Source organism: Streptomyces sp. NPDC005576, assembly GCF_042871745.1.
Classification (GTDB): domain Bacteria; phylum Actinomycetota; class Actinomycetes; order Streptomycetales; family Streptomycetaceae; genus Streptomyces.
Window position 1 is genome coordinate 1 of sequence record NZ_JBIAJC010000025.1, and the last position, 23,930, is coordinate 23,930.

22 protein-coding genes are annotated in these 23,930 nt (G+C 71.5%); 8 read left to right on the top strand and 14 right to left on the bottom strand.

Annotation, left to right across the window (positions count from 1 at the left end; all coding sequences use genetic code 11):
• Positions 1-182: 182 nt before the first annotated feature.
• The gene (gene nucS, locus ACFYPN_RS31360; RefSeq protein ID WP_358760700.1) at positions 183-854 is read right to left on the bottom strand and encodes an endonuclease NucS; all 672 of its coding nucleotides are present in this window, start codon (positions 852-854) and stop codon (positions 183-185) included.
• 264 nt (positions 855-1,118) lie between these two features.
• On the opposite strand from nucS, the gene ACFYPN_RS31365 reads away from it, so the two are divergent.
• Positions 1,119-1,511, top strand: a complete 393-nt coding sequence (locus ACFYPN_RS31365; RefSeq protein WP_266709169.1) for an SCO5389 family protein — start codon at positions 1,119-1,121, stop codon at positions 1,509-1,511.
• Positions 1,512-1,630: 119 nt separating this feature from the next.
• On the opposite strand, the gene ACFYPN_RS31370 is transcribed toward ACFYPN_RS31365, so the two are convergent.
• The gene (locus tag ACFYPN_RS31370; RefSeq protein WP_358760701.1) at positions 1,631-2,671 is read right to left on the bottom strand and encodes an LLM class flavin-dependent oxidoreductase; all 1,041 of its coding nucleotides are present in this window, start codon (positions 2,669-2,671) and stop codon (positions 1,631-1,633) included.
• 249 nt (positions 2,672-2,920) lie between these two features.
• On the opposite strand from ACFYPN_RS31370, the gene ACFYPN_RS31375 reads away from it, so the two are divergent.
• A complete protein-coding gene (locus tag ACFYPN_RS31375) occupies positions 2,921-3,250 on the top strand; it encodes an ATP/GTP-binding protein (protein ID WP_358760702.1) in 330 nt (109 codons plus the stop codon).
• Between the two features lie 28 nt (positions 3,251-3,278).
• On the opposite strand, the gene ACFYPN_RS31380 is transcribed toward ACFYPN_RS31375, so the two are convergent.
• The 8 genes from ACFYPN_RS31380 to mce all read right to left on the bottom strand — a co-directional run bounded on the left by ACFYPN_RS31380 (position 3,279) and on the right by mce (position 13,627).
• A complete protein-coding gene (locus tag ACFYPN_RS31380; protein WP_358760703.1) occupies positions 3,279-4,184 on the bottom strand; it encodes an ABC transporter permease in 906 nt (301 codons plus the stop codon).
• Positions 4,181-5,389: an ABC transporter ATP-binding protein gene (locus ACFYPN_RS31385; protein WP_389303038.1), complete on the bottom strand. Its 1,209-nt coding sequence runs from the start codon at positions 5,387-5,389 to the stop codon at positions 4,181-4,183. The genes ACFYPN_RS31380 and ACFYPN_RS31385 overlap by 4 nt, the downstream gene beginning before the upstream one ends.
• Positions 5,390-5,578: 189 nt before the next feature.
• Positions 5,579-6,121: an MOSC domain-containing protein gene (locus ACFYPN_RS31390; protein WP_358760704.1), complete on the bottom strand. Its 543-nt coding sequence runs from the start codon at positions 6,119-6,121 to the stop codon at positions 5,579-5,581.
• Positions 6,122-6,193: 72 nt separating this feature from the next.
• Positions 6,194-6,973 (bottom strand): ABC transporter permease subunit, encoded by a 780-nt coding sequence (locus ACFYPN_RS31395; protein ID WP_358760705.1) that lies wholly within the window; start codon positions 6,971-6,973, stop codon positions 6,194-6,196.
• Between the two features lie 3 nt (positions 6,974-6,976).
• Complete coding sequence (locus ACFYPN_RS31400; protein ID WP_358760706.1) at positions 6,977-8,002, bottom strand: ATP-binding cassette domain-containing protein; 1,026 nt, start codon at positions 8,000-8,002, stop codon at positions 6,977-6,979.
• A gap of 87 nt (positions 8,003-8,089) precedes the next feature.
• On the bottom strand, positions 8,090-9,028 hold the full coding sequence (locus ACFYPN_RS31405) for a cellulose-binding protein (protein ID WP_266709183.1): 939 nt from the start codon (positions 9,026-9,028) through the stop codon (positions 8,090-8,092).
• A gap of 205 nt (positions 9,029-9,233) precedes the next feature.
• Positions 9,234-13,034, bottom strand: coding sequence for a polarized growth protein Scy (gene scy / locus ACFYPN_RS31410; protein WP_389303002.1), 3,801 nt, complete (start codon positions 13,032-13,034; stop codon positions 9,234-9,236).
• A 164-nt stretch (positions 13,035-13,198) separates the two neighbouring features.
• Positions 13,199-13,627, bottom strand: a complete 429-nt coding sequence (mce, locus tag ACFYPN_RS31415; RefSeq protein ID WP_358760708.1) for a methylmalonyl-CoA epimerase — start codon at positions 13,625-13,627, stop codon at positions 13,199-13,201.
• A 138-nt stretch (positions 13,628-13,765) separates the two neighbouring features.
• Here mce and ACFYPN_RS31420 point away from each other — a divergent pair, with 138 nt between their 5' ends.
• Positions 13,766-14,980 carry an acetyl-CoA C-acetyltransferase gene (locus ACFYPN_RS31420; protein ID WP_358760709.1) on the top strand — a complete coding sequence of 405 codons (1,215 nt, stop codon included), beginning with the start codon at positions 13,766-13,768 and terminating at the stop codon, positions 14,978-14,980.
• Positions 14,981-15,042: 62 nt separating this feature from the next.
• Positions 15,043-16,005 carry a methylmalonyl Co-A mutase-associated GTPase MeaB gene (gene meaB / locus ACFYPN_RS31425; RefSeq protein WP_358760710.1) on the top strand — a complete coding sequence of 321 codons (963 nt, stop codon included), beginning with the start codon at positions 15,043-15,045 and terminating at the stop codon, positions 16,003-16,005.
• A 169-nt stretch (positions 16,006-16,174) separates the two neighbouring features.
• Here the strand turns inward: meaB and ACFYPN_RS31430 are convergent, their stop codons facing one another.
• The 4 genes from ACFYPN_RS31430 to ACFYPN_RS31445 form a co-directional block, all read right to left on the bottom strand.
• Entirely contained in the window at positions 16,175-16,651 is a 477-nt protein-coding gene (locus ACFYPN_RS31430) for a MarR family transcriptional regulator (RefSeq protein WP_358760711.1), read from the bottom strand.
• A gap of 186 nt (positions 16,652-16,837) precedes the next feature.
• The gene (locus ACFYPN_RS31435) at positions 16,838-17,623 is read right to left on the bottom strand and encodes an AIM24 family protein (protein WP_389303007.1); all 786 of its coding nucleotides are present in this window, start codon (positions 17,621-17,623) and stop codon (positions 16,838-16,840) included.
• On the bottom strand, positions 17,620-18,270 hold the full coding sequence (locus ACFYPN_RS31440; protein ID WP_328719377.1) for an AIM24 family protein: 651 nt from the start codon (positions 18,268-18,270) through the stop codon (positions 17,620-17,622). Before ACFYPN_RS31440 ends, ACFYPN_RS31435 begins: the two co-directional genes overlap by 4 nt.
• Positions 18,270-18,902: an AIM24 family protein gene (locus tag ACFYPN_RS31445; protein WP_358760747.1), complete on the bottom strand. Its 633-nt coding sequence runs from the start codon at positions 18,900-18,902 to the stop codon at positions 18,270-18,272. The genes ACFYPN_RS31440 and ACFYPN_RS31445 overlap by 1 nt, the downstream gene beginning before the upstream one ends.
• Positions 18,903-19,100: 198 nt before the next feature.
• On the opposite strand from ACFYPN_RS31445, the gene ACFYPN_RS31450 reads away from it, so the two are divergent.
• The 4 genes from ACFYPN_RS31450 (at position 19,101) to ACFYPN_RS31465 (ending at position 23,799) form a co-directional block, all read left to right on the top strand.
• On the top strand, positions 19,101-19,451 hold the full coding sequence (locus ACFYPN_RS31450; RefSeq protein ID WP_358760713.1) for a DUF3817 domain-containing protein: 351 nt from the start codon (positions 19,101-19,103) through the stop codon (positions 19,449-19,451).
• Entirely contained in the window at positions 19,448-19,741 is a 294-nt protein-coding gene (locus ACFYPN_RS31455; protein WP_266709201.1) for an MTH1187 family thiamine-binding protein, read from the top strand. Before ACFYPN_RS31450 ends, ACFYPN_RS31455 begins: the two co-directional genes overlap by 4 nt.
• 203 nt (positions 19,742-19,944) lie before the next feature.
• On the top strand, positions 19,945-21,837 hold the full coding sequence (locus tag ACFYPN_RS31460) for a glycosyltransferase family 2 protein (protein WP_389303012.1): 1,893 nt from the start codon (positions 19,945-19,947) through the stop codon (positions 21,835-21,837).
• Positions 21,838-21,840: 3 nt separating this feature from the next.
• Complete coding sequence (locus tag ACFYPN_RS31465; RefSeq protein ID WP_389303015.1) at positions 21,841-23,799, top strand: galactose oxidase-like domain-containing protein; 1,959 nt, start codon at positions 21,841-21,843, stop codon at positions 23,797-23,799.
• The last annotated feature ends 131 nt before the right edge of the window (positions 23,800-23,930 follow it).

A 23,930-nucleotide genomic window follows, 5' to 3' on the forward strand; every position in this document is an offset into this window, starting at 1 on the left:
GACGTTCACCGAGGAATTCTAGTGCCGCGCCCGGCAGTGTTTGCCCCATGAGGAGCGGTGGTCGGTGCGTGTGATCGCCGGGCGGCCGGAAGTCCTGGTAGCGGAGCTACCAGGACTTCCGGCCAACGCCGCGAGTGCGCGTGCCGGCCACCACGACGGGGCAGAGCTTGCCGGGCGCGGCACTAGAACAGGCGCAGCTTGTCGTCCTCGATACCGCGCATCGCGTTGTAGTCCAGGACCACACAACCGATCTTGCGGTCCGTGGCGAGCACTCGCGCCTGCGGCTTGATCTCCTGCGCCGCGAAGACGCCGCGTACCGGCGCCAGGTGGGGATCGCGGTTGAGCAGTTCGAGATAGCGGGTGAGCTGCTCGACGCCGTCGATGTCACCGCGCCGCTTGAGTTCCACGGCCACCGTCGCGCCCTGGGCGTCCCGGCAGAGGATGTCCACGGGGCCGATGGCGGTGGGGTATTCGCGGCGGATCAGGGTGTAACCCTCGCCCAGGATCTCGATCCGGTCGGCGAGCAACTCCTGGAGGTGCGCCTCCACACCGTCCTTGATCAGGCCGGGATCGACGCCGAGCTCGTGCGAGGAATCGTGGAGGATCTCCTCCATCGTGATGATCAATTTCTCGCCCGCCTTGTTCACCACCGTCCAGACACCCGCGTCGTCGCCGGAGCCCTCCTTCAGGGTGCACGGCGGCGACATCCAGTTGAGCGGTTTGTACGCCCGGTCGTCGGCGTGGATGGAGACGCTGCCGTCCGCCTTCACCAGGATCAGACGGGGGGCGGAGGGCAGGTGGGCGGTGAGCCGGCCCGCGTAGTCGACGGAGCAACGGGCGATGACGAGACGCATGGTCGGCAACGCTACTCGACAACGGGCGGTCGGCGCGATTCGCACCACCTGGGCCACTTCAGCCCCTCCCGGAGCACTGGGGTCTTGCCCCTCTTTGCTCAGATTCGTTGTTGGCCGGTTGTGTTCCCAATCTCCTGGTGCGACCCGGACCGCACCCTTACCGTGGAAGCAGGAGGTCGCCGGTCGTGCACGCTGCGTCGCCGCCGTCCTTCTGCCGTGTCCGTAAGGCCCCGGCCTCCTGCCGGGGTCGCGAGAGGAGAACCCATGTCGCTCGACGTCTCACCGGCCCTCTTGGAACAGGCCGAGCGAGGCGAGGTCGACGAAGCCGACTTCGTCGACTGCGTCCGGACCTCCCTGCCCTACGCATGGGAGATGATCAGCTCTCTGGTGGCCCAGCTGAAGGTGGACGGCGGGCAGTTCGCCGACAACCAGACGCCCCCGCCGAACGAGCAGGCACGCGGCCAGCTGCTGCGCGCGCTCGCGAGCGACGCGATACGCGGAGCCCTGCAGCGCCACTTCGGAGTGCGACTCGCATTCCAGAACTGCCACCGTGTCGCGGTCTTCCCGCTCGACCCGTCGGTCGACGACCGGCTGGCCAAGTTCACCTCGGTGAGGGGCCAGTTGCTCAACCAGTCGCCCGAACTCCGGGACTGCTGAACGTCTCCACCGCCGCTCCGGGCCGGGGCCGGCGCCTCCGGGAAACGGTCCTGCCCCGGAGCGGCGGTGTCCCGTGCCGCCGCACCGGCCGGGGCGCCGCGTCACCGTCACCGTGTTCGTCAGGCCAGCAGCGGGAGCACCTCGGTGCCCAGTCGGCGTACGTTCTCCTCCGTCGCCGCGAGGTCGCCGGAACCCTCGGAGAGGAGCGCGAAGCGGGTGATGCCCGTGCGCTCGGCGGTGGCCGCGAGCCGGTCGGCGGCGAACCGCGGTGGCCCCACCGGGTGCAGCCCGCAGAGCAGTTCGGTGTACGCCACGGGGTCGCGCATCACGCGGTACCGGCCGTCGACGGTCACGTGCTTGCCCAGGCCCTCGCGCAGCCACTCCGGCATCGCCTTCACCAGCGTCTGCGCGGCGCCCTCCCGGCAGTCCCCGATCTGGGCCACGCCGGCCGATACGTGCGCGGCCGCGGCGACGGCCTCCGGCGGATGACCGGCATCCCGGGCGCTGCGCCGCCAGAGCCCGACCATCTCCGCCTTCTCCTCGTCTCCGCAGTGCATCCCGAGCAGCATCGGCAGGGCCTTCTCCGCGGCGAGGCGCACCGTCTTCGGCGAGGTGCACGCCACGATCACCTCCGGGCCGGGCCGCGGAGCGCCGTCCGCGCCGAGCAGTTCGTCCGCGCGCGGCACCACCGCCACCTCGCGGAACGGGTAGCGGCTTCCGAGCCCGGCCACCCGGGGCTCGCGCAGCCAGTCGAGCAGCAGGTCCAGGGATTCCGGGAAGCCGGTGTCGTACGCCTCCAGGCCCGCGCCGAAGACCTCCAGGTCCACCCAGGGCCCGCCCCGGCCCACGCCGAGACTGAACCGGCCGTCGGTCGTCAGGTGGAGCAGCGCCGCCTGTTCGCCGAGCGCCACGGGATGCTGGGTCGGCAGCACGCTGACAGCGGTGCCGACCCGGATTCTGCGGGTGCGGCCGAGCAGCAGCGCGGCCAGCGTCACGGCCGAGGGGCAGACCCCGTACGGCACGAAATGGTGCTCCGCCAGCCACACGGAGTCGAGCCCCGACTCCTCCGCCACCTCGGCGGTCCGGATCGCCCGGTGCAGGGCCTCGCCCTGTCCCTGACCCGGAAACTGTGCTGCCAGCACGAACGTTCCCACGCGCATCGCCTTCTGCCTCCTCGCGGCCGACGCGGTTTTCCCCTACCGGCATCAACGCCTGACACGTGCCAAAGGCACGGGCCGGGACGAAAATGTTGCGATTTTCCGGTAACTACCCCCGTTGCCCGCGCCCCGGCCCGTCCTGCGCGGGGGTGCGACGGGTGCGTACGAGGTCCCTCCGCGGCACCCCCGCCCCCGTAGGCTGGATGTGCTGGAAGTCCCTGTCCCCGCACAGCCCCCCCCGTGAGGTGTCCCGTGTCCCCGCGCCGCAACCGCCCCAAGGGCGGCGAGAGCCCGTCCCCCGGCATGAGCTTCACGGGGGACCGGTACGGCGGCGGCGCGGGCACCGAGAGCTGGCAGGGCGAGGAGTGGTCGGTGCGCCCGGTGGCCGGCGCGAGCGCGCGGGGCAAGCGCTACCGCTGCCCCGGATGCGACCAGGAGATCCCGTCGGGCGTGCCGCACCTGGTGGCGTGGCCCGAGTACGGCGGCATTGACGACCGGCGGCACTGGCACAAAGCGTGCTGGAACGCGAGGGACCGCCGCACCACACGGGTGCAGCGGTCCCGGAACGCCCCGCGCCACTGACCCCTGGGGAGCGCGGAGCGGCGGCGCGTCAGACGTCGCGCCGGTTCAGCGCCAGGTTGGCGACGACGAGTACGGCGGCGGCCAGCAGGAACATGATCGCCACCGGGTCCCAGCCGGACGGACCGGACTCGGTGATCGAGGAGTCGTAGAGCGCGGCGATCTGGCTGGGGACGGAGTATGCGAAGAACAGCTCCCGCAGCCGGTTGAGCTGGTCGACGGCCATGAACAGGGCCAGCACCAGCGGCAGCAGCACCACCCCGATCATGATGGTGATCGCCCCCGCCGAGTGGCGGACGATCGTGCCGACGGCGAGTGAGAGCAGCCCCAGCAGTGCGGTGTAGAGCCCGACCCCGACCGTGGCGCGGATCCACTCGGCGCCCGAGGCGGAGGAGCCACCGCCGAGGATGGCGGTCTGGAGCATGGCGACGACGGTCGCCGTCACCGTGGTGAGGACGAAGACCAACAGGAAGAAGACGACCGCCTTCGCCATGAGCACCCGGCTCCGGCTCGGGCACGCCGTCAGCGTCGTACGGATCATGCCGGTGCTGAACTCCGACGCGATGGTCAGCACGCCGAGCGTGATCACGCAGATCGAGCCGAGCAGCACCCCGAAGAAGCCGAGGCTCAGCACCGCACCGCCCGTCTCCTCGCCGTTCGCGTCGCTCGCCGCGTTCACCCCGAAGGCGACGAGCACCCCGATGCCCACCAGCAGCGCGACCATGGTGCCGAGCGTCCACATCGTGGAGCGCACCGAGCGGATCTTCGTCCACTCGGAGGCGAGCGCGTCACCGAAGGTGGCCGGGCGGACCGCGATCGGGGAGACGTAGTTGCTGAGTCCCGGAACCACGCCGGGGACCACCGGGCCGGGGACGGCGGGCCCCGGCTGCGGCTGCGGATGGGCCGGGGGGAGCGGCGGTGTGGCCGGCATCGTCATCGGGAGTCCTCGCTGGTCTTCTGCTCGGCGGGGGCGGGGGCGGGGGCGGTCGGCGCGGGTGCAGGCGCGGGCGCCGGGGCGGGCGCAGGCGCGGGCGGGACCGGGGCGGGCACGGCCTGCGCGGGCGCCCTCTCGGTGGCGTACGGGTTCTGCTCGGGCGGCGCGGGCGCGTACCACTGCTGCGTCCACCCCTGCGCCACCGGCTGCTGCTCCTGGGCCGGGGCGCCCGGGGTGGACTGCGGGAAGGTGTACGGGGGCGTGGGCGGCCGGAGACCGGCCTTCGCGTCAGCCGTCGAACGGTAGTCCACGACGTGCTGCGTCATCCGCATGTACGCCTCCTCCAGGGACGCCTGGTGCGGGGAAAGCTCCCACAACCGCACGTCCGCCCCGTGTGCGAGGTCGCTGATCCTCGGCAGCGGCAGCCCGGTCACCCGCAGCGCCCCGTCCGGCTCGGAGAGCACCCGCCCACCCGCCTCCGCCAGCGCGGCGGTCAGCTTCTCGCGGGCCTCCGGTGCGTCCTCGGCCACCCTGATCCGGGCGAAGTCCGCGGAGTTGACCGAGATGAACTCCTTGATGCTCATGTCGGCGAGGAGCATGCCCCGCCCAATCACGATCAGATGGTCCGCCGTCAGCGCCATCTCGCTCATCAGATGGCTGGAGACGAAGACCGTACGGCCCTCGGACGCCAGCGCCTTCATCAGATTGCGGACCCAGAGGATGCCCTCCGGGTCGAGACCGTTGACCGGCTCGTCGAAGAGCAGCACCTGCGGATCGCCCAGCAGCGCCGCCGCGATGCCGAGCCGCTGCCCCATCCCGAGCGAGTAGCTCCTGGAGCGCCGGCCGGCCACCTCGCGCAGCCCCACCACCCCGAGCACCTCGTCCACCCGGGCCGCCGGAATGCCCGCCAGCTGCGCCAGCGACAGCAGGTGGTTGCGGGCGCTGCGCCCGCCGTGCACCGCCTTCGCGTCCAGCAGTGCGCCCACCTGGCGCGGCGCGTTCGGCAGGCTCGGGTACGGGTGGCCGCCGATCGTCACATGGCCCGCGGTCGGCCGGTCGAGCCCGAGCATCATCCGCATGGTGGTGGACTTGCCCGATCCGTTCGGGCCGAGGAAGCCCGTGACCACTCCTGGCCTGATCCGGAAGGAGAGGTTGTGCACGGCGGTCTGTGCGCCGTAACGCTTGGTCAGGCCGACTGCCTCGATCATTCCCAGCCCCATCGACTCATCCGTCGTCGGGGCCCGGCCCGCTCGGCCGTACGCCCCCGTGTGAGTGAGGAGGATAACCAGCCCCGGACGGTTCCGGCGAAGGGGCCGCGATCCGTCGATTCGCCGAGCGGCACGTGGCGCACGGCATCCGACGCCGCGCACCGACCGCCACGAATAGCGGGACAGCCCTCAGACGCGCTCAAGAGGCCGGTGCGGCCCGCTGGGAAGCTCGGCTCTGATCGTGTCGCCGGGACGCACCACGCCGCCCTCCTTCACGATGCTCATGATCCCCGCCTTGCGCACGATGGCGCCGGCGGCGTTCCGGCCGACCACCTGCTTCAGCAGCCCGTCCTGGAAGTTGTCGATCTGCAGGCAGGGGTTCCGCAGGCCGGTCACCTCCAGCACCGCCGCGTCGCCGATGCGCAGCAGGGTGCCGACCGGCAGGCCGAGCAAGTCGATGCCGCGGGTGGTGATGTTCTCACCGAGCTCACCGGGCGCCACCCGGAACCCTTCTCCGCCGACCTCGGCGAAGAGTTCCTCGTGGATGAGGTGGACCTGACGCAGGTTCGGCTGGGTGGGATCGTGCGCGACGCGCGAGCGGTGCTTGACCGTCACACCGGCGTGTACGTCGCCCTCCACACCGAGCCCGGCGAGCAGCATGATGCTCTCCCGGTTCGGCTTGGTGAACGAGTACTCACCGTTGCTGCTGACCGCTCCCACTGTCCCGCCCATACCGCGAAACCCCTCCTCCGTGACAGCAATGATCACCCGCGATATTACTCCTCGGACTTCCGGGCGCGGCTCTCAGGCGTCCCGCTTCCGGAGCACGAGGTAGCCGCCCACCAGCGCCGCGACCACCCAGATCAGCATGATGCCGAGTCCGCCCCACGGTCCGTACGGCGCCTTGTCGCTGCCCATCGCGTCCGGGACCACCTGCATGATCTTGGAGCCCGCCTGGTCGGGGAAGTAACGGGCCACCGTCTTGGCGCCCGGGACCGAGGACAGGATCTGCGAGACGAGGAAGAAGAACGGCATCAGGATGCCGAGCGAGAGCATCGAACTCCGCAGCATCGCGGCCACGCCCATCGAGAAGACCGCGATGAGTCCCATGTAGAGGCCCCCGCCGACCACCGCGCGCAGCACGTTCTCCGCGCCGAGGTCCGTGCCGTGGTCACCGAGGAGCGCCTGCCCGAGCAGGAAGGTGACGAAGCTGGTGATCATCCCGACGATCAGGGCGAGCACTCCGGCCACCGCGATCTTGCTGAAGAGGAGCGTGCCGCGCCGGGGCACGGCCGCCAGCGAGGTGCGGATCATCCCGGAGCTGTACTCCGTACCGACCACCAGGACACCGAAGACGACCATCGCGAGCTGACCGAGGATCATCCCGGAGAAGCTGACGAAGGTGGGGTCGAAGGTCGCCCGTTCCGTGGGGTCGAGGTCGTCGAAGCGCGACGCGAAGAGCGCGCTCAGGGCGGCTCCCATGGCCACCGTGACGATGAAGGCCGAGATGAGCGTCCAAGTGGTGGACGAGACCGTACGGATCTTCGTCCACTCGGAGGTCAGGACCGCGGGTACCGATGCCATCGGTCACACCCCCTTGCCATCGGTGCGGGTACCGGCCCCGCCGGCGGTGTCGTCCCAGTCGGCGCCCCAGCGTCCGCCCGCCTCCGGCCGGGGAAGCGTGCCCGCGCCGCCCCCACCCTCGGCGTCCCCGTGCGCGTGGTACTCCACCGAACCCGCCGTCATCTGCATGAACGCCTCCTCCAACGACGCCCTCTGCGGGCTCAGTTCGTGCAGGACGAGCTGATGTCGCGCGGCCAGCTCACCGAGCTGCTCGCTGCTCGCGCCGTCGACCTCCAGGGTGCCGTTCCCCGCCTCGACCGGGGTGAAGCCCCCGGCGGCGAGCGCGTCGCGCAGCCGCTCCTGCTCCGGCGAGCGCAGCCGCACGAAACTCCGTGAGTTCTGGTGGATGAAGTCCGCCATCGAGGTGTCGGCGAGCAGCCTCCCCTGGCCGATCACGATCAGATGGTCCGCGGTCAGCGCCATCTCGCTCATCAGGTGCGAGGAGACGAAGATCGTCCGGCCCTCGGCGGCGAGCGCGCGCATCAGGTTCCGGATCCAGTGGATGCCCTCGGGGTCGAGACCGTTGACCGGCTCGTCGAACATCAGGATCTGCGGATCGCCCAGCAGCGCCGAGGCGATGCCGAGCCGCTGTCCCATGCCGAGGGAGAAGCCCTTCGACTTCTTCTTCGCCACCGCGCTCAGCCCGACCGTGTCCAGCACCTCCGCGACCCGCGAGGCGGGGATGCGGTTGCTCTGGGCCAGGCAGAGGAGGTTGTTGTACGCACTCCGGCCGCCGTGCATCGACTTGGCGTCGAGCAGCGCCCCGATGTACTTCAGCGGCTCGTCCAGCTCGCGGTACCGCTTGCCGTCGATGCGCACCGAACCGCTGGTCGGGTTGTCGAGATCGAGCATCATCCGCATCGTGGTGGACTTGCCCGCGCCGTTCGGGCCGAGGAAGCCGGTGACCATCCCCGGCCTGATCCGGCAGGACAACGCGTCGACGGCGACCTTCTGGCCGTAGCGCTTGGTCAGTCCTTCGAGCTCGATCATGCGTTCACGCTAGAACGGCCGCGCGCCCGGCGCCACCACAAGGGCGGAACCGGGCGCACGGAGGTGGGCCGGAGTGGTGAGAGGGCGTCAGCGGGTCTGCTGGGCCGGGACACCACGGGTGGCGGGCTCGTCGTCCACCGGGGAGGAGGCGGCGGCCACGGCCGCGCCGGTCAGCGTCGCCAGCATCTCGCGGACGTTGGTCAGCTGGGCGTTGATCGAGTCACGGCGGTTGGTGAGCGCCGCCAGCTCGCGCTCCGACTCGCTGCGGATGCGGTCGGCCTTGGCATTCGCGTCGGCCACGATGTCCTCGGACTGGCGCTGCGCGGTCTCCACCGTCTGGCGGGCCCGGCGCTCGGCGTCCGTACGGAGCTTCTCGGCCTCCAGGCGGAGCTGCTCCGCGCGGTGCTCGATCTCCGCGAGACGCTTCTCGGCCTTGGCCTGACGGGACGCGAGGTCGCGCTCCGACTGGTCGCGGCGCTTGGCCAGGTTGGTCTCGAAGTCCGCGGCGGCCTGAGCGGCCTTGGCGCGGGTTTCCTCGAAGAGGGCGTCCGCCTCCTCGCGCTTCTGCTGGGCGTCCTTCTGCGCCTCGGTGCGCAGCGTGGTCGCCTCGCCCTTGGCCTTGTCGACGATGCGGACCCCGTCGTCCTCCGCCTTCGCCTTCCGCTCGGCGGCGAAGTTCTCCGCGTCGTTGCGCACCTGCTGGGCGGCCGACTCGGCCAGCTCGCGGTGCTGCTCGGCGGCGCGGCGGGCCTCTTCGCGCAGGTCCTTGGCCTCCTCCTCGGCGAGGCGGAGGATCTTCTCGACGCGGGCACCGAGGCCGGCGTAGGAGGGCTCGGCGTCGCTCACCTGGGCCTGGGCGTTCTGCGTCTCGAGGTGGAGCTCCTCGATGCGCTTCTCCAGGGAGGTGATGCGCGCGAGCGCACTATCACGGTCGGCGACGAGCTTGGTGATGCGGTCGTCCACCTGACCGCGGTCATAACCACGTCGCACGAGCTCGAAGCCGAAGGGGGAAGAGGGGTCGCTCATGGGTTTCCTGTCGAATGAGACCGGTGAGGTGATAGAGGGAATCCTAGGGGCCAAAGCGGCGTGTCAGCGTGGAGATACCAGTTTGATCTGGAGAATGACACCTCTTTCGGGTGGCGGACCCATGGAGCGCTGATCACCCTCCGGGGTGGCCGGAAAGGCTCCGCGCGCGCGATCGTGCCCCTCCTCGTCCCTCCCCGCGACCCCCTCAGCCCTCCGTCTGCTTGCCGCCCGCCCGGGAACCCGCACCAGCGGCTGCCTTGATGCCGCCCCCGAGGGTTCCGCCGCCGGCGGTCTTCCCGCCTCCCGCCGGAACCTCGAAAGACTCCAACGCCTCCAGCACGTCCTGGACACGGGAGATCTCCGTGTTGATGTCCGCGCGCCTGCGGACGAGGACGTCGAGCTCCCGCTGTCCCTCGTCCACCGTACGCTTCGCCTCGGCCTGGGCCTCGGCCCGCAGCTTCTCGGCCTCGCGGATGAGCTCCGCTTTCTTGGCCTCCGCCTCCTTGAGCAGGGACTCCGCACGCTTGACGGCCGCGATCCGGACCTTTCCGGCCTCCGAATTCGCGTCCGACAGCAGCTCCTTGGCCTTCTTCTCGGCCTCGTCGCGCTGCTCGGTGGCCGCCTTGAGCAGATTGTCGACCCGCTCGCCGGCGGTCTTCATCTGCTCGGACGTCTCCCGGCGGGCCCGCTCGTGCAGCTCCTCGACCTCGGCCTCCGTGCGGGCGCGGTGCTCCTCCGCGCGCTCCCGGGTGGCGGTGGCGTCGCGCCGCGCGCCGACCAGCAACTCGTCGGCGTCCGTGCGCGCCCGCTCCACCAGGGTGTTGCCCTCCACGGTGGCCTCCGAGGTGATCCGGAGGGCCTCCTTGCGGGCGGCGTCGACCATGGTGTCGGCCTGCGCCTCCGACTCGGTGGCCGTGCGCAGAGCCTCCTCGCGCGCCTTGTTGATCAGCTGGTCCGCCTGCTCGGCCGCGTCCGCCCTGCGCTTGGCCGCCGCCTGCCGCGCCTCGTCCAGCGTGCGCTCGGCCTCCTCGCGGGCATCGCCCAGCAACTTCTCGGCCGCCGCCTCCGCCTCGGCACGCACCTTCGCGGCCTCCTCGCGAGTACGGGCCGCGTGCTCCTGCGCCGAGGCCAGGGTCTTCGCCGCCTCCGACCGCCGCCGCTCGGCCTCCTGTGTGGCCTCGCCGACGAGCTGGTTCGACGAATCGGTCGCCTCCTGGCGGATGCGCTCGCCCTCGCTCGTCGCCTCCGCGACCAGCCGGTCCGCCTGCGCCGCCGCGTCCGACCGCATGCGGTTGGCGTCCTCGCGGGCCTCCGCACGGGAGCGGGAGGCGTCGTGCTCGGCGGACGTGAGAGCGTCCGACGCCTCGGTACGCACCCGCTGGCTGTACTCGGCGGCCTCCGCGCGCAGCCGCTCGGACTCCGCGATGGCGTCCGTGACGGTCCGTTCCGCGAGCGCCTTCGCCGCGTCCGACTCCTCGGCCGCGACCTGACGGATGCGGTTCGCGTCCGCGCCGGCCCGCTCCCGCTCCGCGGCGGCGTCGGCGCGCAGCCGGTCCGCCTCCTCCTGCGCCTCGGTCCGGGTCCGGGTGACCTCCTGCTCGGCGGCCGCACGCTGCGCGGCGATCTCCGACTCGGCCTGCTCGTGCAGCCCGGCGACCGCCTCGCGCACCTGCTGGGCGGTCAGCTCGGCAGCGGCCACCATCTCGCCCGACCGGCTCTCCGCCTCGCCGACGAGCCGCTGCGCCTCGGTCTGCGCCTCCTCGACACGGGTACGGGCCGACGCGAGAAGCTCCTCGCTCTGCTCGCGGGCCCGCTCGCGCTCCTGCCCGGCCTCGGACCGGGCCGCCTCCAGGGTCTCCTCAGCCGTACGGCGACGCCGGCTGGCCTCCTCCTGCGCGGCCTCCAGTGCCTCGGCCGCCTCGGCCGCGACGCGCTCGGCGGCGGCAGCCGCCTCGGCCCGCAGCCGGTCGGCGGTCTCCTGGGCCTCGGACTTGAGGCGCTCAGACTCGGTGGCCGCCTCGGTACGCAGCCGTACGGCGACGTTCTCGCCCTCGGCACGCGACTGCGCCGCGTCGGCCGCCGCCTCGTCGCGCAGCCGCTGCGCCTCCGCCTCGGCCTGCTCCTGGAGCGCGCGCAGCCGGTCGGCGGCCTCGCCGCGCAGCCGTTCGGACTCCTCGGCCGTCTCGCGGCGGATGCGCTCCGCCTCCGCACGGGCCGTGCCGAGGGCCTCCTCGGCGGAGGCGACCCGGCTCTCGGCGTCGGTGCGCAGCCGGTCCAGCTCGGCCGCCGCCTCCTCCGCGCGGGCCGCCACCTGACGCTCGGTCTCGGCGCGCAGACCGGCGGCGGCGTCCTCGGCCGCCGTCTTCACGGACTCCGCCTGCTCCTCGGCCTCGGCCCGCAGGGCCTCGACCTCCGCACGGGCGCGCTCCAGGGACTCCTCGGCCTGCTTGCGCAGGGCCGTCGTGCGCTCGGCGGCCTCGGCGCGGACCCGCTCGCTCTCGGCGGAGGCGGAGGCACGCTGCTCCTCGGCGTCCGTCCTCGCCTTGGTCAGCAGCTCCTCGGCGGTGCGGGCACCCTCCTCGATCTGCTGGACGGCCTCGCGGCGGGCCTCGCCCCGGATGCGCTCGCCCTCGGCGACCGCCTCGGAGCGCAGCTGCTCGGCCTCGCCGCGCAGCCGGCGGGCCTCCTCCTGGAGCTCGACCGTCTTGGCCCGGTACTCCTTGGTGCCTTCCTCGGCCGCGCCCTTGAGCTGGTCGGCCTGCTCGGCGGCCTCGCCGCGCAGCCGGTCCGCCTCGGCTTCGGCCTCGCGGCGGATGCGCTCGGCCTCCTCCGCCGCGGCCCGGGTGGTGGAGGACGCGTCCTCGGAGGCCTTGGTCAGCACCTCCTCGGCGCTGCGGGCGGCCTTGGCGAGCTGGGCGGCGGTGTCCTCGGCAGCCGCCGTACGCGCCTTCTCGGCCGCCTCCGCGAGAAGCCGCTCGACTTCGGCGCGGGCGTCGGCGAGTGCCTGCTCGGCCTCTTCCTTCAGCGTCTCGGCGTTCTTGGTGGCCTCGCCGACCAGGCGGGCGATCTCCGACTTCGCGGTGCGGGTGCGCTGTTCGTTCTGCGACTCGGCTCCGGCCAGCGTCTTCGAGGCGTGGTCCTTCGCCTCGGAGAGCAGCTTCTCCGCTTCGAGGCGTGCCTCGCGCAGCCGGGTCTCGGCCTCCTGGGCGTGCTGCTCGGCGGAGCGCTGGAGGTCGGTGGCCTGGCGGCGGACCCGGTCGGCCTCGGCCGTGGTCGTGGACCGCAGCTCCTCGGCGTGCTGGGTGGCCTCCTGCGCCTGGCCGGCGGCGCTGCTCAGCATCCGTTCGGCGTCCCGGCGGGCGCGCAGCAGGATCGCCTCGGCCTCGGCGCGGGAGGTCTCGGCCTCGGCGCCGAGCCGCTGGCGGGTCTCCTCGGCGACCCGGGCGGCCTCGCTCCGGGCGGCGTTCAGGGACTGCTCGGCCTCGGCCCGGGACTCCTCCATGAGCCGGCGGGCCTGGGACTCCGTGCGGGCGCGCAGCTGCTCGGCCCAGGCGACGTTCTCGTTGACGTGGGCCTCGACGGTCTGCCGGCGTTCGGCGAGCTCCTGGTCGAGGCGCTGGCGGCGCTGGACCGCCTCGTTGTGCAGTTCGGCCTGGAGCCGGGCCTGGTGCTCGGCGTGCTCCTGGAGGATGCGCTGCGTCTGCGCCCGGGCGTCGCGCAGTTCGCGTTCGGCGTCGGCGCGCAACTGCTCGGCCTGGACCTGGGCGTCACGGAGCAGCTGCTCGGCCTGGTATCCCAGGTCCGCGCCGCCGTAGGCGGGACGGGTCGCGAGATTGCGCCGGGCCTCGTGCAGCTTGGCCCGCAAGACCTCGACCTGGTAACCGAGGTCCTCGGCGTGCTGGACGGCCTTCTCCCGGTCGGTCTTCAGCCGGTCCATCTCGGCTTCGAACCGCGAGAGGTGGTCGTCTTCAGCTCGGTGGCTCTCCTGGCGTTCGTAGCCCCGCACTGCGCGGTCCCATCCGTCCCCTGGTCGCAACTCTCCATACAGGACCGCCCGCCGGCGAGCGGTCCCCCGGGAATAGTGACAGACAAACGACAGGGACGTCCTTACGGCCCCGACCCCGGCCCCGGCCCGGAACGGCCCACTCTACCGGGCCGGGTATCCGGCGGTCAGTGCTCCGTCCGGGACGTGACCAGTTCGGTGAGGACGCCGTGGCAGTCCTTCGGGTGGAGGAAAGTGATGCGGGAGCCCATGGAGCCGGTGCGGGGCTCGTCGTAGAGGACTCGCACCCCCTTCTCACGGATGTCCGAGGAGTCCTGGTCGACGTCCTCGGTGCCGAAGGCGATGTGGTGGACGCCCTCGCCGTTCTTCTCCAGCCACTTGCCGACGGCCGAATCGGGCCGGGTCGGCTCCAGCAGCTGGAGGTAGGAGGCCCCGCCGTCGGAGGTCCCGTTGATCTTCAGCATGGCCTCACGTACGCCCTGCTCCTCGTTGATCTCCGAGTGGTGGACCTCGAAACCGTACGTGGCGCGGTAGAACTCCACCGTCCTGTCGAGGTCGAAGCAGGCGATTCCGATGTGGTCGATTCGCGTCAGCATGGGACCAGTGCAGCGTCCGGGAGGAGGATTGGCAAGGTGCGCGCGATCACACACGCTGCCGGATGACGGGCGGTGAGCCTCTCAGTACATTCGAGTCAACCCTCGTTAACAAACCCTCACCTCTTAGGGGCCGTGCCCATGTCAGGAACGACAGGTACCACCACGTCAGTGATCGTCGCGGGCGCCCGGACGCCCATGGGCCGGCTGCTCGGTTCCCTGAAGAGCTTCTCCGGCGCAGACCTCGGCGGCTTCGCCATCAAGGCGGCGCTGGACCGGGCCGGCATCGGCGGCGACCAGGTCGAGTACGTGATCATGGGCCAGGTGCTCCAGGCCGGCGCGGGGCAGATCCCGGCCCGGCAGGCGGCGGTCAAGGCGGGCATCCCGATGAACGTCCCCGCGCTCACCGTCAACAAGGTGTGTCTCTCCGGCCTCGACGCCATCGCGCTGGCGGACCAGCTGATCCGCGCCGGTGAGTTCGACGTGGTGGTCGCCGGCGGCCAGGAGTCCATGACCAACGCCCCGCACCTGCTGCCGAAGTCCCGCGAGGGGTACAAGTACGGCGCGATCGAGATGCTCGACGCGATGGCGTACGACGGCTTGACCGACGCCTTCGAGAACATCGCGATGGGTGAGTCGACCGAGAAGCACAACACCCGTCTCGGCCTGGAGCGCGCCGCGCAGGACGAGGTCGCCGCCCTCTCCCACCAGCGCGCCGCGGCCGCCCGCAAGAACGGTCTTTTCGAGGCCGAGATCACCCCGGTCGAGGTACCGCAGCGCAAGGGCGACCCGGTGATCTTCTCCCAGGACGAGGGCATCCGCCCCGAGACGACCGCCGAGTCCCTCGGCAAGCTCCGTCCCGCCTTCGCCAAGGACGGCACGATCACCGCCGGTTCCTCCTCGCAGATCTCGGACGGCGCCGCCGCGGTCGTGGTGATGAGCAAGGCGAAGGCCCAGGAGCTCGGGCTCGACTGGATCGCCGAGATCGGCGCCCACGGCAATGTGGCGGGTCCGGACAACTCGCTCCAGTCCCAGCCGTCCAACGCCATCCGGCACGCGCTGAAGAAGGAGGGGCTCACCGTCGACGACCTGGACCTCGTGGAGATCAACGAGGCGTTCGCCGCCGTCGCCGTGCAGTCCATGAAGGACCTCGGCATCACCTCGGAGAAGGTCAACGTCAACGGCGGGGCCATCGCGCTCGGACACCCCATCGGGATGTCCGGCGCCCGCGTGGTGCTGCACCTGGCGCTCGAGCTGAAGCGGCGCGGTGGCGGCACCGGTGCGGCGGCGCTCTGCGGCGGCGGCGGTCAGGGCGACGCGCTGATCATCCGCGTACCGGGCAAGCAGAACGGGTAGCCGGCGGGGGCGCGGCACAGCACAGCACGTACGCAACGGGAACGGAACAGAACGGAGCGGTGATGGTGGACGTCCCCACCCTGGTCGAACAGGCACGGCAGGGCCGGCCGCGGGCCGTCGCCCGGCTGATCTCGCTGGTGGAGGGCGCCTCGCCGCAGCTGCGCGAGGTGATGGCGGCGCTGGCCCCGCTGGCGGGGCACGCGTACGTCGTCGGGCTGACCGGTTCGCCCGGGGTCGGCAAGTCCACCTCCACCTCGGCGCTGGTCACCGCGTACCGGAAGGCCGGCAAGCGGGTCGGGGTGCTCGCGGTCGACCCTTCGTCGCCGTTCTCCGGCGGGGCGCTGCTGGGGGACCGGGTGCGGATGTCCGACCACGCCTCCGACCCCGGCGTCTACATCCGGTCCATGGCGACCCGCGGCCATCTGGGCGGTCTCGCCCGCTCGGCGCCGCAGGCGGTCCGGGTGCTGGACGCGGCGGGGTGCGACGTGGTGCTGGTGGAGACGGTCGGGGTGGGGCAGTCCGAGGTGGAGATCGCCTCGCAGGCCGACACCTCGGTGGTGATGCTCGCACCGGGCATGGGCGACGGCATCCAGGCGGCGAAGGCCGGAATCCTGGAGATCGGCGACGTGTACGTGGTCAACAAGGCGGACCGGGACGGCGCGGACGCCACCGCCCGGGAGCTGAACCACATGCTGGGCCTCGGGGAGTCCCGGGGGCCGGACGACTGGCGCCCCCCGATCGTGAAGACCGTGGCCGCCCGGGGTGAGGGCGTCGACGAGCTGGTCGAGGCGCTGGAGAAGCACCGGGCGTGGATGGAGGAGCACGGGGTGCTGGCGGCCCGTCGCACCGCGCGGGCGGCCCGGGAGGTGGAGACGATCGCCGTCACCGCCCTGCGCGAGCGGATCGCCGACCTGCACGGCGACCGCCGGCTCGAAGCACTGGCGGCGCGCATCGTGGCAGGCCGGCTCGACCCGTACGGCGCGGCCGACGAACTGGTCGCGGGGGTCACCTCGGCAGCGCCCTGAGAGCCCCTTCCGCGGGGCGCGACGTACCGGGCCGACGTACCGGGCCGACGTACCGGGCCGACGTACCGGGCCGACGTACCGGGCCGGCGTGCGGGCCGCCGTACCGGGCCGCCCCGGTACGGCCGTGCCCCGCGGAAGGGGCTCATCCGTCCCGTCGGCCGGACCCTGCCTACGGCCGGCCGCGCCGTCCGCGCAGGTGGTCCGCGATCGGGGTGAGGGCCGCGTGCAACTCGGCCAGCGCCTCCGGGGTCAGCAGGTCCATGAAGTGCTTGCGGACGGAAGCGACGTGGTGCGGCGCCACCTTCCGCATCGTCTCCCCGCCGAGGTCGGTGAGGACCGCGAAGAGTCCGCGCCGGTCGGACTCGCAGTTCTCGCGCTTGACCAGCCCGGCGTTCTCCATCCGGGTGATCTGGTGCGAGAGTCTGCTCTTGGACTGGAGGGTGAGCGACGCGAGGTCGCTCATCCGCAGGCGCTGGTCCTCCGCCTCGGAGAGGTTGACCAGGATCTCGTAGTCGTTCATGGTCAGGCCGAACGGCTGGAGGTCTTTCTCCAGTTGGTGCGTCAGCAGTCTGCTGACGTCCAGGTGGGTGCGCCAGGCACGCTGCTCCGTGTCGCTCAGCCAGCGGGTGGCCGTCTCGGTCTCCATATGTGGATTCTACCTAAGAAGTTGAAAGCCGGACGAAGTGGGGGTGTGACCCCCGGCACCTGCCCGGCGCTCACCTGGGCCTCCGCCGTCGGTCCCCGCACCGCGCACGGCACGCGAGGAGCTCCGGGCACGCGAAGAGCCAGGCCCGGGGCGCACCCCTGGGGATCACGCTCCGCAGAGTACCGCTCACAGACCGAACCGGCGCTGGAGATCGCCCAGCTGGCCGGGGAGACGGGGGGCGGACCCAGGTTGACCCCCGCCGGGGACTCCCGGACGGCCTCCGCCCGGGACTCCGGCCTCCACCGGGACCGCGCCCACCGACTGCTCCGCCATCAGCACCTCGGTCGACTGCAGCAGAACCGTCCCCGCGCCGACGAACTCGAACTGGTGCTCCTCGCCGGACGTCCCGCCGATCCCGGTCAGCGAGCGCAGCCCGCCCATCACGCCCCGCATGTACCCGTGGTCGTAGTGGTGGCACGGGGACGGGCAGTCGGCCCAGCCGACCAGGGCCTGCGGGTCGACCCGCAGCGGCGGCTCCATGAAGACCACCGGCCCGTTGGAGGCCGCCACGAACTTGCCCGTACCGATCAGCGTGAGGAACCCCGGCACGATCGACTGCTTCAGCGCCAGCGTCGGCTGGTAGGCCAGCAGGTTGCCGGACCGGATCGTGAGGTTGCCGTTGTCGAGGTCGTAGGAGTTGACGTCGAAGGCCCGGTCCGCGAGGAGCATCTTGCCGCTGCCCTCGGCCACCACCCAGTCGCTCGCGTGCATCGGCGAGTGGAAACTCGTCCGCAGCAGCTGGTCGAAGCGGCCGTTGCCCACTCCGTCGAAGTCGATGCGCCCGTAGTAGGCGATCATCTTCCCCTTCTGGAGGAACCACTGACTGCCCTTCAGCTCCACGCAGAAGGTGTACGCGTTGACGTTGTCGTCCGACGGCAGCGTCATCGGATCGAAGATCACGGGCGTGCTCACAGCTTCTCCTCCGACGCCTGGACGTACACCGCACCACTGCCGCTCAGCTCCAGCTGGAACGCCTCGCCCGAGCCGCGCCCCACCATGTCGCGCCACCCGAGCGCGGTGGAGAGCTTGTTGCGCACGTCCCCGTGGTGGGCGACGTACGCCTGCGGGTCCACGTGCACCTCCCGGCCGGGCGTGATAGGCAGTTCGATCACCCCGCCGTGGGCCATCACCGCGACCGCGCCGTGCCCCTTGAGGGTCGTGGTGAACAAGCCCTGCCCGGTCACCTGACCGCGCACCATCCCCATCACCCCGCCCTGCGAGCCCATGAACATCGTGCCCTGCTGGAGCGTCCCGTCGAACGCGAGCAGCCGGTCGGCCTCCACGTGGAGGGTGTCACCCGCGAGGTTGATCACCTGGATGTGGTGGCCGCCGTGGCCGAACATCACCGTGCCGCTGCCCTCCACCGTCATCAGCGGAGTCGCCTCGTTCGCCACCCGTCGGCCGATCATCGACATCAGCCCGCCCTGGCCGCCCTGCACGTTCGGGGTGAAGGAGACCTCTCCCCGGTAGGCGAGCATCGCGCCGCGCTGGCTGTACATCTTCTGACCGGGGACGACCGTCGCCTCGATCATCTTGGAGTTGATCTCGCGGAACGGCATCAGACATCGCCCCCGACGGTGTTCCGCTCGCTGGGCTGCACGTACACGAGTCCCTCGCCCTCGAAGCGGATCTGGAACGACTCCCCGGAGCCCTCGCCCATGAAGGTGCGGAAGCTCACCCCGGACTGGAAGTGCTGCTGGAGATTGCCCTGGTGGGCGATGTAGGCGCCGGGGTCGACGTTCAGCGGGTACTGCGGGGTCACCCGGAGCACCACCGCCGAGCCGTCCGACATGATGGCCGCCTGGCCGGTGCCCTCCACGGTCGTGGTGAACAGGCCGTTGCCGCTCGCCCCGCCCCGCAGCCCGGTGAAGCTGGTGCCGGTGCGCAGCCCGGCGTCCGTGCAGAGCAGATTGCTCGCCTCCACCCACAGCTTCTCGCCGCGCAGCGACACGAGGTTGATCTCGCTCGCCCGGTCGGCGAACCAGCAGGTGCCCTGCCCCTGCACCTCCATCACCGTCATCTGTTCGCCGGTCAGCCTGCGGGTCACCATGCCGCGCAGGCCCTCACCGCCGCCGGACATCTTCTTGAACGCCATCCGGCCGTCGTACGCGACCATCGAGCCGTTCTTCGCCTTGACGGCATCGCCCGTCAGATCGACGGCGAGCGTCTTGCTGCCTTGGAGTCGGAACATCGCCACGGACCGACGGTAGCCGCCCGCGCCGCGCCCGGGCCACTCTCCGGAAAAAGGATCACGGTCCACCGCGGAGGTATCGCGCCCCACCCTTCCCTCGCGCCCCCCGGCACGAGGGCCGGGGGGGCGGTGCCACAATGGGGACGGCTTGTGCTCGCGTTCACAAGCCGTGACGACCCTCCCACCGAAGGTGCCCCCGTGGACATCAAGACCGCTACCGCCCTGCACCGGCTGCGCCTCATCTCGATTCCCGAGGCGCTCTCCTTCCCGGCGCTGATCATCTTCGGATCGATCCTCAGCCGCGTCTCCGACATCGACTTCCTGATGATGCCGCTGGGCGCCCTGCACGGCCTCCTCTTCGTGATCTACGTCCTCTTCCTGCTCGACGTGTGGATCAAGGCGAAGTGGCCCGTCAAGCGGGTCGCCCTCTTCTTCCTGCTCTGCCTGCTGCCGTTCGGCGGCCTCTACGGCGACAAGCTCCTCAAGCGGTACGAGTCGGACGGCGTCATCGCCGCCCGCGCCCGCCGCGAGGGCACGGTGAACGCGTGATCGTCGCCTTCTCGGTCTCTCCGCTGGGTGTCGGCGAGGACGTCGGCGAGTACGTCGCCGACGCCGTCCGCGTCGTCCGCGAGTCCGGCCTGCCCAACCGCACCGACGCCATGTTCACGTCGATCGAAGGCGAATGGGACGAGGTGATGGACGTCGTCAAGCGCGCCGTCGCCGCCGTCGAGGCGCGCGCCGGACGCGTCTCCCTCGTACTGAAGGCCGACATCCGACCCGGCGTCACCGACGGACTCACCTCCAAGGTGGAGACCGTGGAACGGTACTTGGCCACCTGACGCACCGTCCGCTCGCAGCGGTACGCCGTTTCCCGAGGAGCCCCCCGCCACAACACGGCGGGGGGCTCCCCGCGTTCCCGGACGGCCACGCCACGCCCGCGCACGTCTTCGCCGAGAAACCGCTCACTCGGCCCTGCCGAGTCGCCCCGGTGCGAAAGATCCACTTATGTGGTGAGACAAACCGGTTCGACATAGGAGGCACGGTGCGGTCGGAGGTCTACGACTACGACTCCCACTCCCGGCTCGCGGGTCCGCTCACGGAACCGGAAGGACCGGCGTACCGGGTCAGGTACCGGAGTCTGCTCGCGGCGGAGAAGCGGCGCACCCGCGCCGTGCTCCTCATGACCCTCGCCCCGGTGCTCACGGGGCTGCTCATGCTCTACCTCGTCTGGCCGGCGCACTGGACCCGGCGCGAGAACGGCGAACCGTGGCTCGTCGCCGCCGACACCGCGATGCTCGTCTCCATCGCGCTGATCGAACTCTTCATGCTCGTCAACGTCGTCTCCATCGCGCACGCCACGATGGTCGCCCGGGACCCCGTACCCGTCGTCCCCGAAACCGGCACCCGGGTCGCCTTCGTCACCACGTACGTACCGGGCAAGGAACCCCTCTCCATGGTCCGCGCCACCCTCCGGGCCGCCGTACGGCTCCGGCACGACGGGCCGCTGGACGTCTGGCTGCTCGACGAGGGCGACGACCCGGCCGCCCGGGCGCTCTGCGCGGAACTCGGCGTCCACCACTTCACCCGGCGCGGCGTCCCCGGGTGGAACCGCCCGAAGGGGGCGCACCGGGCGAAGACCAAGCACGGCAACTACAACGCCTGGCTAGACCGGCACGGCGACGCCTACGAGTTCTTCGCCTCCGTCGACACCGACCACGTGCCGCTCCCCGACTTCCTGGAGCGGATGCTCGGCTACTTCCGCGACCCCGACACCGCCTTCGTCGTCGGCCCGCAGGTCTACGGCAACTACGACGCGGCCGTCACCAAGGCCGCCGAATCCCAGCAGTTCCTCTTCCACGCCCTGATCCAGCGCGCCGGCAACCGCTACGGGGCGCCCATGTTCGTCGGCACCAACAACGTCGTCCGGATCGCCGCACTGCGCCAGGCCGGCGGACTCTTCGACTCGATCACCGAGGACATGGCGACGGGTTTCGAGATCCACCGCCTCCGCAACCCGCTCACCGGCCGCCACTGGCGGTCCGTCTACACCCCGGACGTGCTGGCCGTCGGCGAGGGCCCGTCCTCCTGGACCGACTTCTTCACCCAGCAACTGCGCTGGTCGCGCGGGACGTACGAGACGCTGCTGCGGCAGTACCCGAAGGGGTTGTTCCGGCTGCCGCCGGGCCGGCTCCTCAACTACACCCTGATGCTCGTCTACTACCCGATGACTGCCGTGAACTGGCTGCTCGGGGTGCTCAGCTGCGTGCTCTTCCTCTGGCTCGGCGCCTCCGGCACCGAGGTCTCCGCCTCCCTCTGGCTGATGCTCTACAGCGACGCGGCGGCCCTCCAGGTCGGCCTCTACCTCTGGAACCGGCGGCACAACGTCTCGCCGCACGAACCCGAGGGCTCCGGCGGCATCGCCGGCATGGCCATGTCCGCCCTCTGCGCGCCGATCTACCTGAAGTCGCTCGGCGCCGCCGTGCTGCGGACCAGCGGGCGCTTCGTCGTCACCCCCAAGGGCGGCGCCACCAGCCCCGACCGGCTCCTCACCTTCCGCGTCCACCTCTTCTGGGCCGCCGTACTGCTGGCCTCGCTCGCCGCCTCCGTACCCCTGCACCACACGCATGCGGCGATGCGCACCTGGGCCGCGCTGGCCGTGGCCATCGCGCTCTCCCCGGTCGCGGTGTGGGCGTGCACCGGGTGGCGGGCGGCACACCCGGTACGACCCCGGCGGAACGCCCGGACCGCGCGGCACGCCCGGCAGGCGGCCACCCGGGCGGTCCCGCACCCGCTGCCGGACGGAACCACCTTCATCACCACCACCACGACGACCACCACCGCCCCGATCACCGCCACGACCAAGGACGTCCGGCACACCGAACCCGTACACAGTGCCGCCGGGACGACGGCGCGCAGCACCGCAGGAGGGAACTGACCCATGCCCAGCCGGCCCACGAGACGGATCAGGAGGGCGGTCCTCGGCAGCGGAGCCGTCGTCGTGCTCGCGGGGCTCAACGCCCCCGCGGCACTCTCCTTCGCCCAGGACCAGTACCACGCGTACAAGATCGCCCAGCCCGGCTACCAGGCGCGGTACGGCTCCTGGCAGCGGGTGGAGATCCCGAAGGAGTACCGGACCAACGCCATCCACGCGGCGCTGCTCCACACCGGCAAGGTGCTGATCGTCGCGGGCTCCGGCAACAACCAGCGCCACTTCGACGCGGGCACCTTCGACACGGTGCTGTGGGACCCGGTCGCCGACACCTTCAAGAAGATCGACACCCCGGTGGACTTCTTCTGCGGCGGCCACGCCCAGCTCCCCGACGGCCGGCTGCTGGTGGCCGGCGGTACCGCCCGCTACGAGGTGCTCGACGGCGAGGTGACCCGGGCCGGCGGCGGGATGCGGGTGAAGAACGAGAACCCGGACAAGGCGCTGTTCCTGAAGAAGGGCACGGTCTTCCGTTCTCCTGCGGGCGTCGAGTACCGCTCGCTCTTCGACGTGACCGTGCCCCGGGCCGCCAAGCGCGGCTTCGCCGTCAGCACTTACGCGGACGGCGGGATGAAGCCGTGGAAGAGCAGGGTGACCGCCGGCGAGGAGCGGGTCTTCGTGGAGGCGGTGGAGGCGGGCCCCGACTCGGCGACCACCGAGTCCGCGCAGTACGAGATCGAGGGGCTGGCCGGCCGGGACGCCGACAACTCCTACGGCCTCGCCGAGAAGATCACCACCCAGAAGCAGGACTTCCAGGGCATCCGGGCGGCGTACGAGTTCGACGCCCTCGCCGAGAAGTACATCAAGGTCGACCCGATGAAGGAGGCCCGCTGGTACCCGACCCTCGTCGGACTCGGCGACGGACGGGTGCTCGCCGTCTCCGGGCTCGACGACGTCGGCGAGATCATCTCGGGCGACACCGAGATCTACGACCAGAGGACCAGGAAGTGGTCCAAGGGCCCGTTCCGCTACTTCCCGACCTACCCGGCCCTCTTCCTCACCAAGGGCGGCAGGCTCTTCTACCCGGGCGCCAACGCCGGATACGGCCCGGCGGACAAGGGGCGCGCCGCCGGGCTCTGGGACCTGCGGAAGAACACCTTCAAGGCGGTCGGCGGGCTGACCGACTTCGACGCCACGGAGACCGCCTCCTCCCTGATGCTGCCTCCGGTACAGGACCAGAAGGTGATGATCCTCGGCGGTGGAGGCGTGGGGGAGTCGAAGGTGTCGACCGCCCGGACCGCGGTCGTGGACCTCAAGGCGAAGAACCCCGTCTTCCGGACGGGCCCCGATCTGCCGCAGGGCACCCGCTACCTCAACAGCGTGATCATGCCGGACGACACCGTCTTCACCAGCGGCGGATCGAGCGACTACCGGGGGCGCGGCAACAGCAACATCCTCAAGGCACAGACGTACGACCCGAAGACCGACGGGTTCACCGAGGCCGCCGCTCCCACGATCGGCCGGAACTACCACTCGGAGGCGCTGCTGCTGCCCGACGGGCGGGTGGCGACCTTCGGCTCCGACCCGCTCTACGGCGACCGGGCCAACACCAAGCTGGGCACGTTCGAGCAGCGGATGGAGGTCTTCACCCCGGCCGTGCTGCACCGCGCGGGCGGTGACCGGCCGGTGATCGGCACCGGGCCCGAGGAGGTGGAGCGCGGTGACACCGTCACCTACGCGGTGACCGGCGGCGGACGGCTCGCGACCGCCCGGCTGATGCGGCCGAGCGCCGTCACCCACACCACCGACGTCGAGCAGCGGTCGATCGCGCTGGAGCTGCGCAAGGGCGGGGGCAGGATCACCGTGACGGTGCCCGGGGACAGCACCCTCGTGCCGCCGGGCTGGTACATGCTCTTCGTCACGGACTCCGACGGCATCTCGTCGGTGGCGAAGTGGGTCAAGGTCGGCTGAGCCCGCCCCCCTCGGCCGTACGTCCCTCCCGTACGTCCTTCCCGTACGTCCCTCCCGGACGGTCGAGGGCCCCGGTCACCGCTCTCCGCGCGGCGGCGGCGGCCGGGGCCCCTCGCCGCGGGGGCTCAGGG

Bases quoted from the DNA above. Each gene is read 5' to 3' on its own strand.
- nucS (WP_358760700.1), bottom strand. From the start codon at position 854: ATGCGTCTCGTCATCGCCCGTTGCTCCGTCGACTACGCGGGCCGGCTC.
- ACFYPN_RS31365 (WP_266709169.1), top strand. From the start codon at position 1,119: ATGTCGCTCGACGTCTCACCGGCCCTCTTGGAACAGGCCGAGCGAGGC.
- ACFYPN_RS31370 (WP_358760701.1), bottom strand. From the start codon at position 2,671: ATGCGCGTGGGAACGTTCGTGCTGGCAGCACAGTTTCCGGGTCAGGGA.
- ACFYPN_RS31380 (WP_358760703.1), bottom strand. From the start codon at position 4,184: ATGACGATGCCGGCCACACCGCCGCTCCCCCCGGCCCATCCGCAGCCG.
- ACFYPN_RS31385 (WP_389303038.1), bottom strand. From the start codon at position 5,389: ATGATCGAGGCAGTCGGCCTGACCAAGCGTTACGGCGCACAGACCGCC.
- ACFYPN_RS31390 (WP_358760704.1), bottom strand. From the start codon at position 6,121: ATGGGCGGGACAGTGGGAGCGGTCAGCAGCAACGGTGAGTACTCGTTC.
- ACFYPN_RS31395 (WP_358760705.1), bottom strand. From the start codon at position 6,973: ATGGCATCGGTACCCGCGGTCCTGACCTCCGAGTGGACGAAGATCCGT.
- ACFYPN_RS31400 (WP_358760706.1), bottom strand. From the start codon at position 8,002: ATGATCGAGCTCGAAGGACTGACCAAGCGCTACGGCCAGAAGGTCGCC.
- ACFYPN_RS31405 (WP_266709183.1), bottom strand. From the start codon at position 9,028: ATGAGCGACCCCTCTTCCCCCTTCGGCTTCGAGCTCGTGCGACGTGGT.
- mce (WP_358760708.1), bottom strand. From the start codon at position 13,627: ATGCTGACGCGAATCGACCACATCGGAATCGCCTGCTTCGACCTCGAC.
- ACFYPN_RS31420 (WP_358760709.1), top strand. From the start codon at position 13,766: ATGTCAGGAACGACAGGTACCACCACGTCAGTGATCGTCGCGGGCGCC.
- meaB (WP_358760710.1), top strand. From the start codon at position 15,043: ATGGTGGACGTCCCCACCCTGGTCGAACAGGCACGGCAGGGCCGGCCG.
- ACFYPN_RS31430 (WP_358760711.1), bottom strand. From the start codon at position 16,651: ATGGAGACCGAGACGGCCACCCGCTGGCTGAGCGACACGGAGCAGCGT.
- ACFYPN_RS31440 (WP_328719377.1), bottom strand. From the start codon at position 18,270: ATGCCGTTCCGCGAGATCAACTCCAAGATGATCGAGGCGACGGTCGTC.
- ACFYPN_RS31445 (WP_358760747.1), bottom strand. From the start codon at position 18,902: ATGTTCCGACTCCAAGGCAGCAAGACGCTCGCCGTCGATCTGACGGGC.
- ACFYPN_RS31465 (WP_389303015.1), top strand. From the start codon at position 21,841: ATGCCCAGCCGGCCCACGAGACGGATCAGGAGGGCGGTCCTCGGCAGC.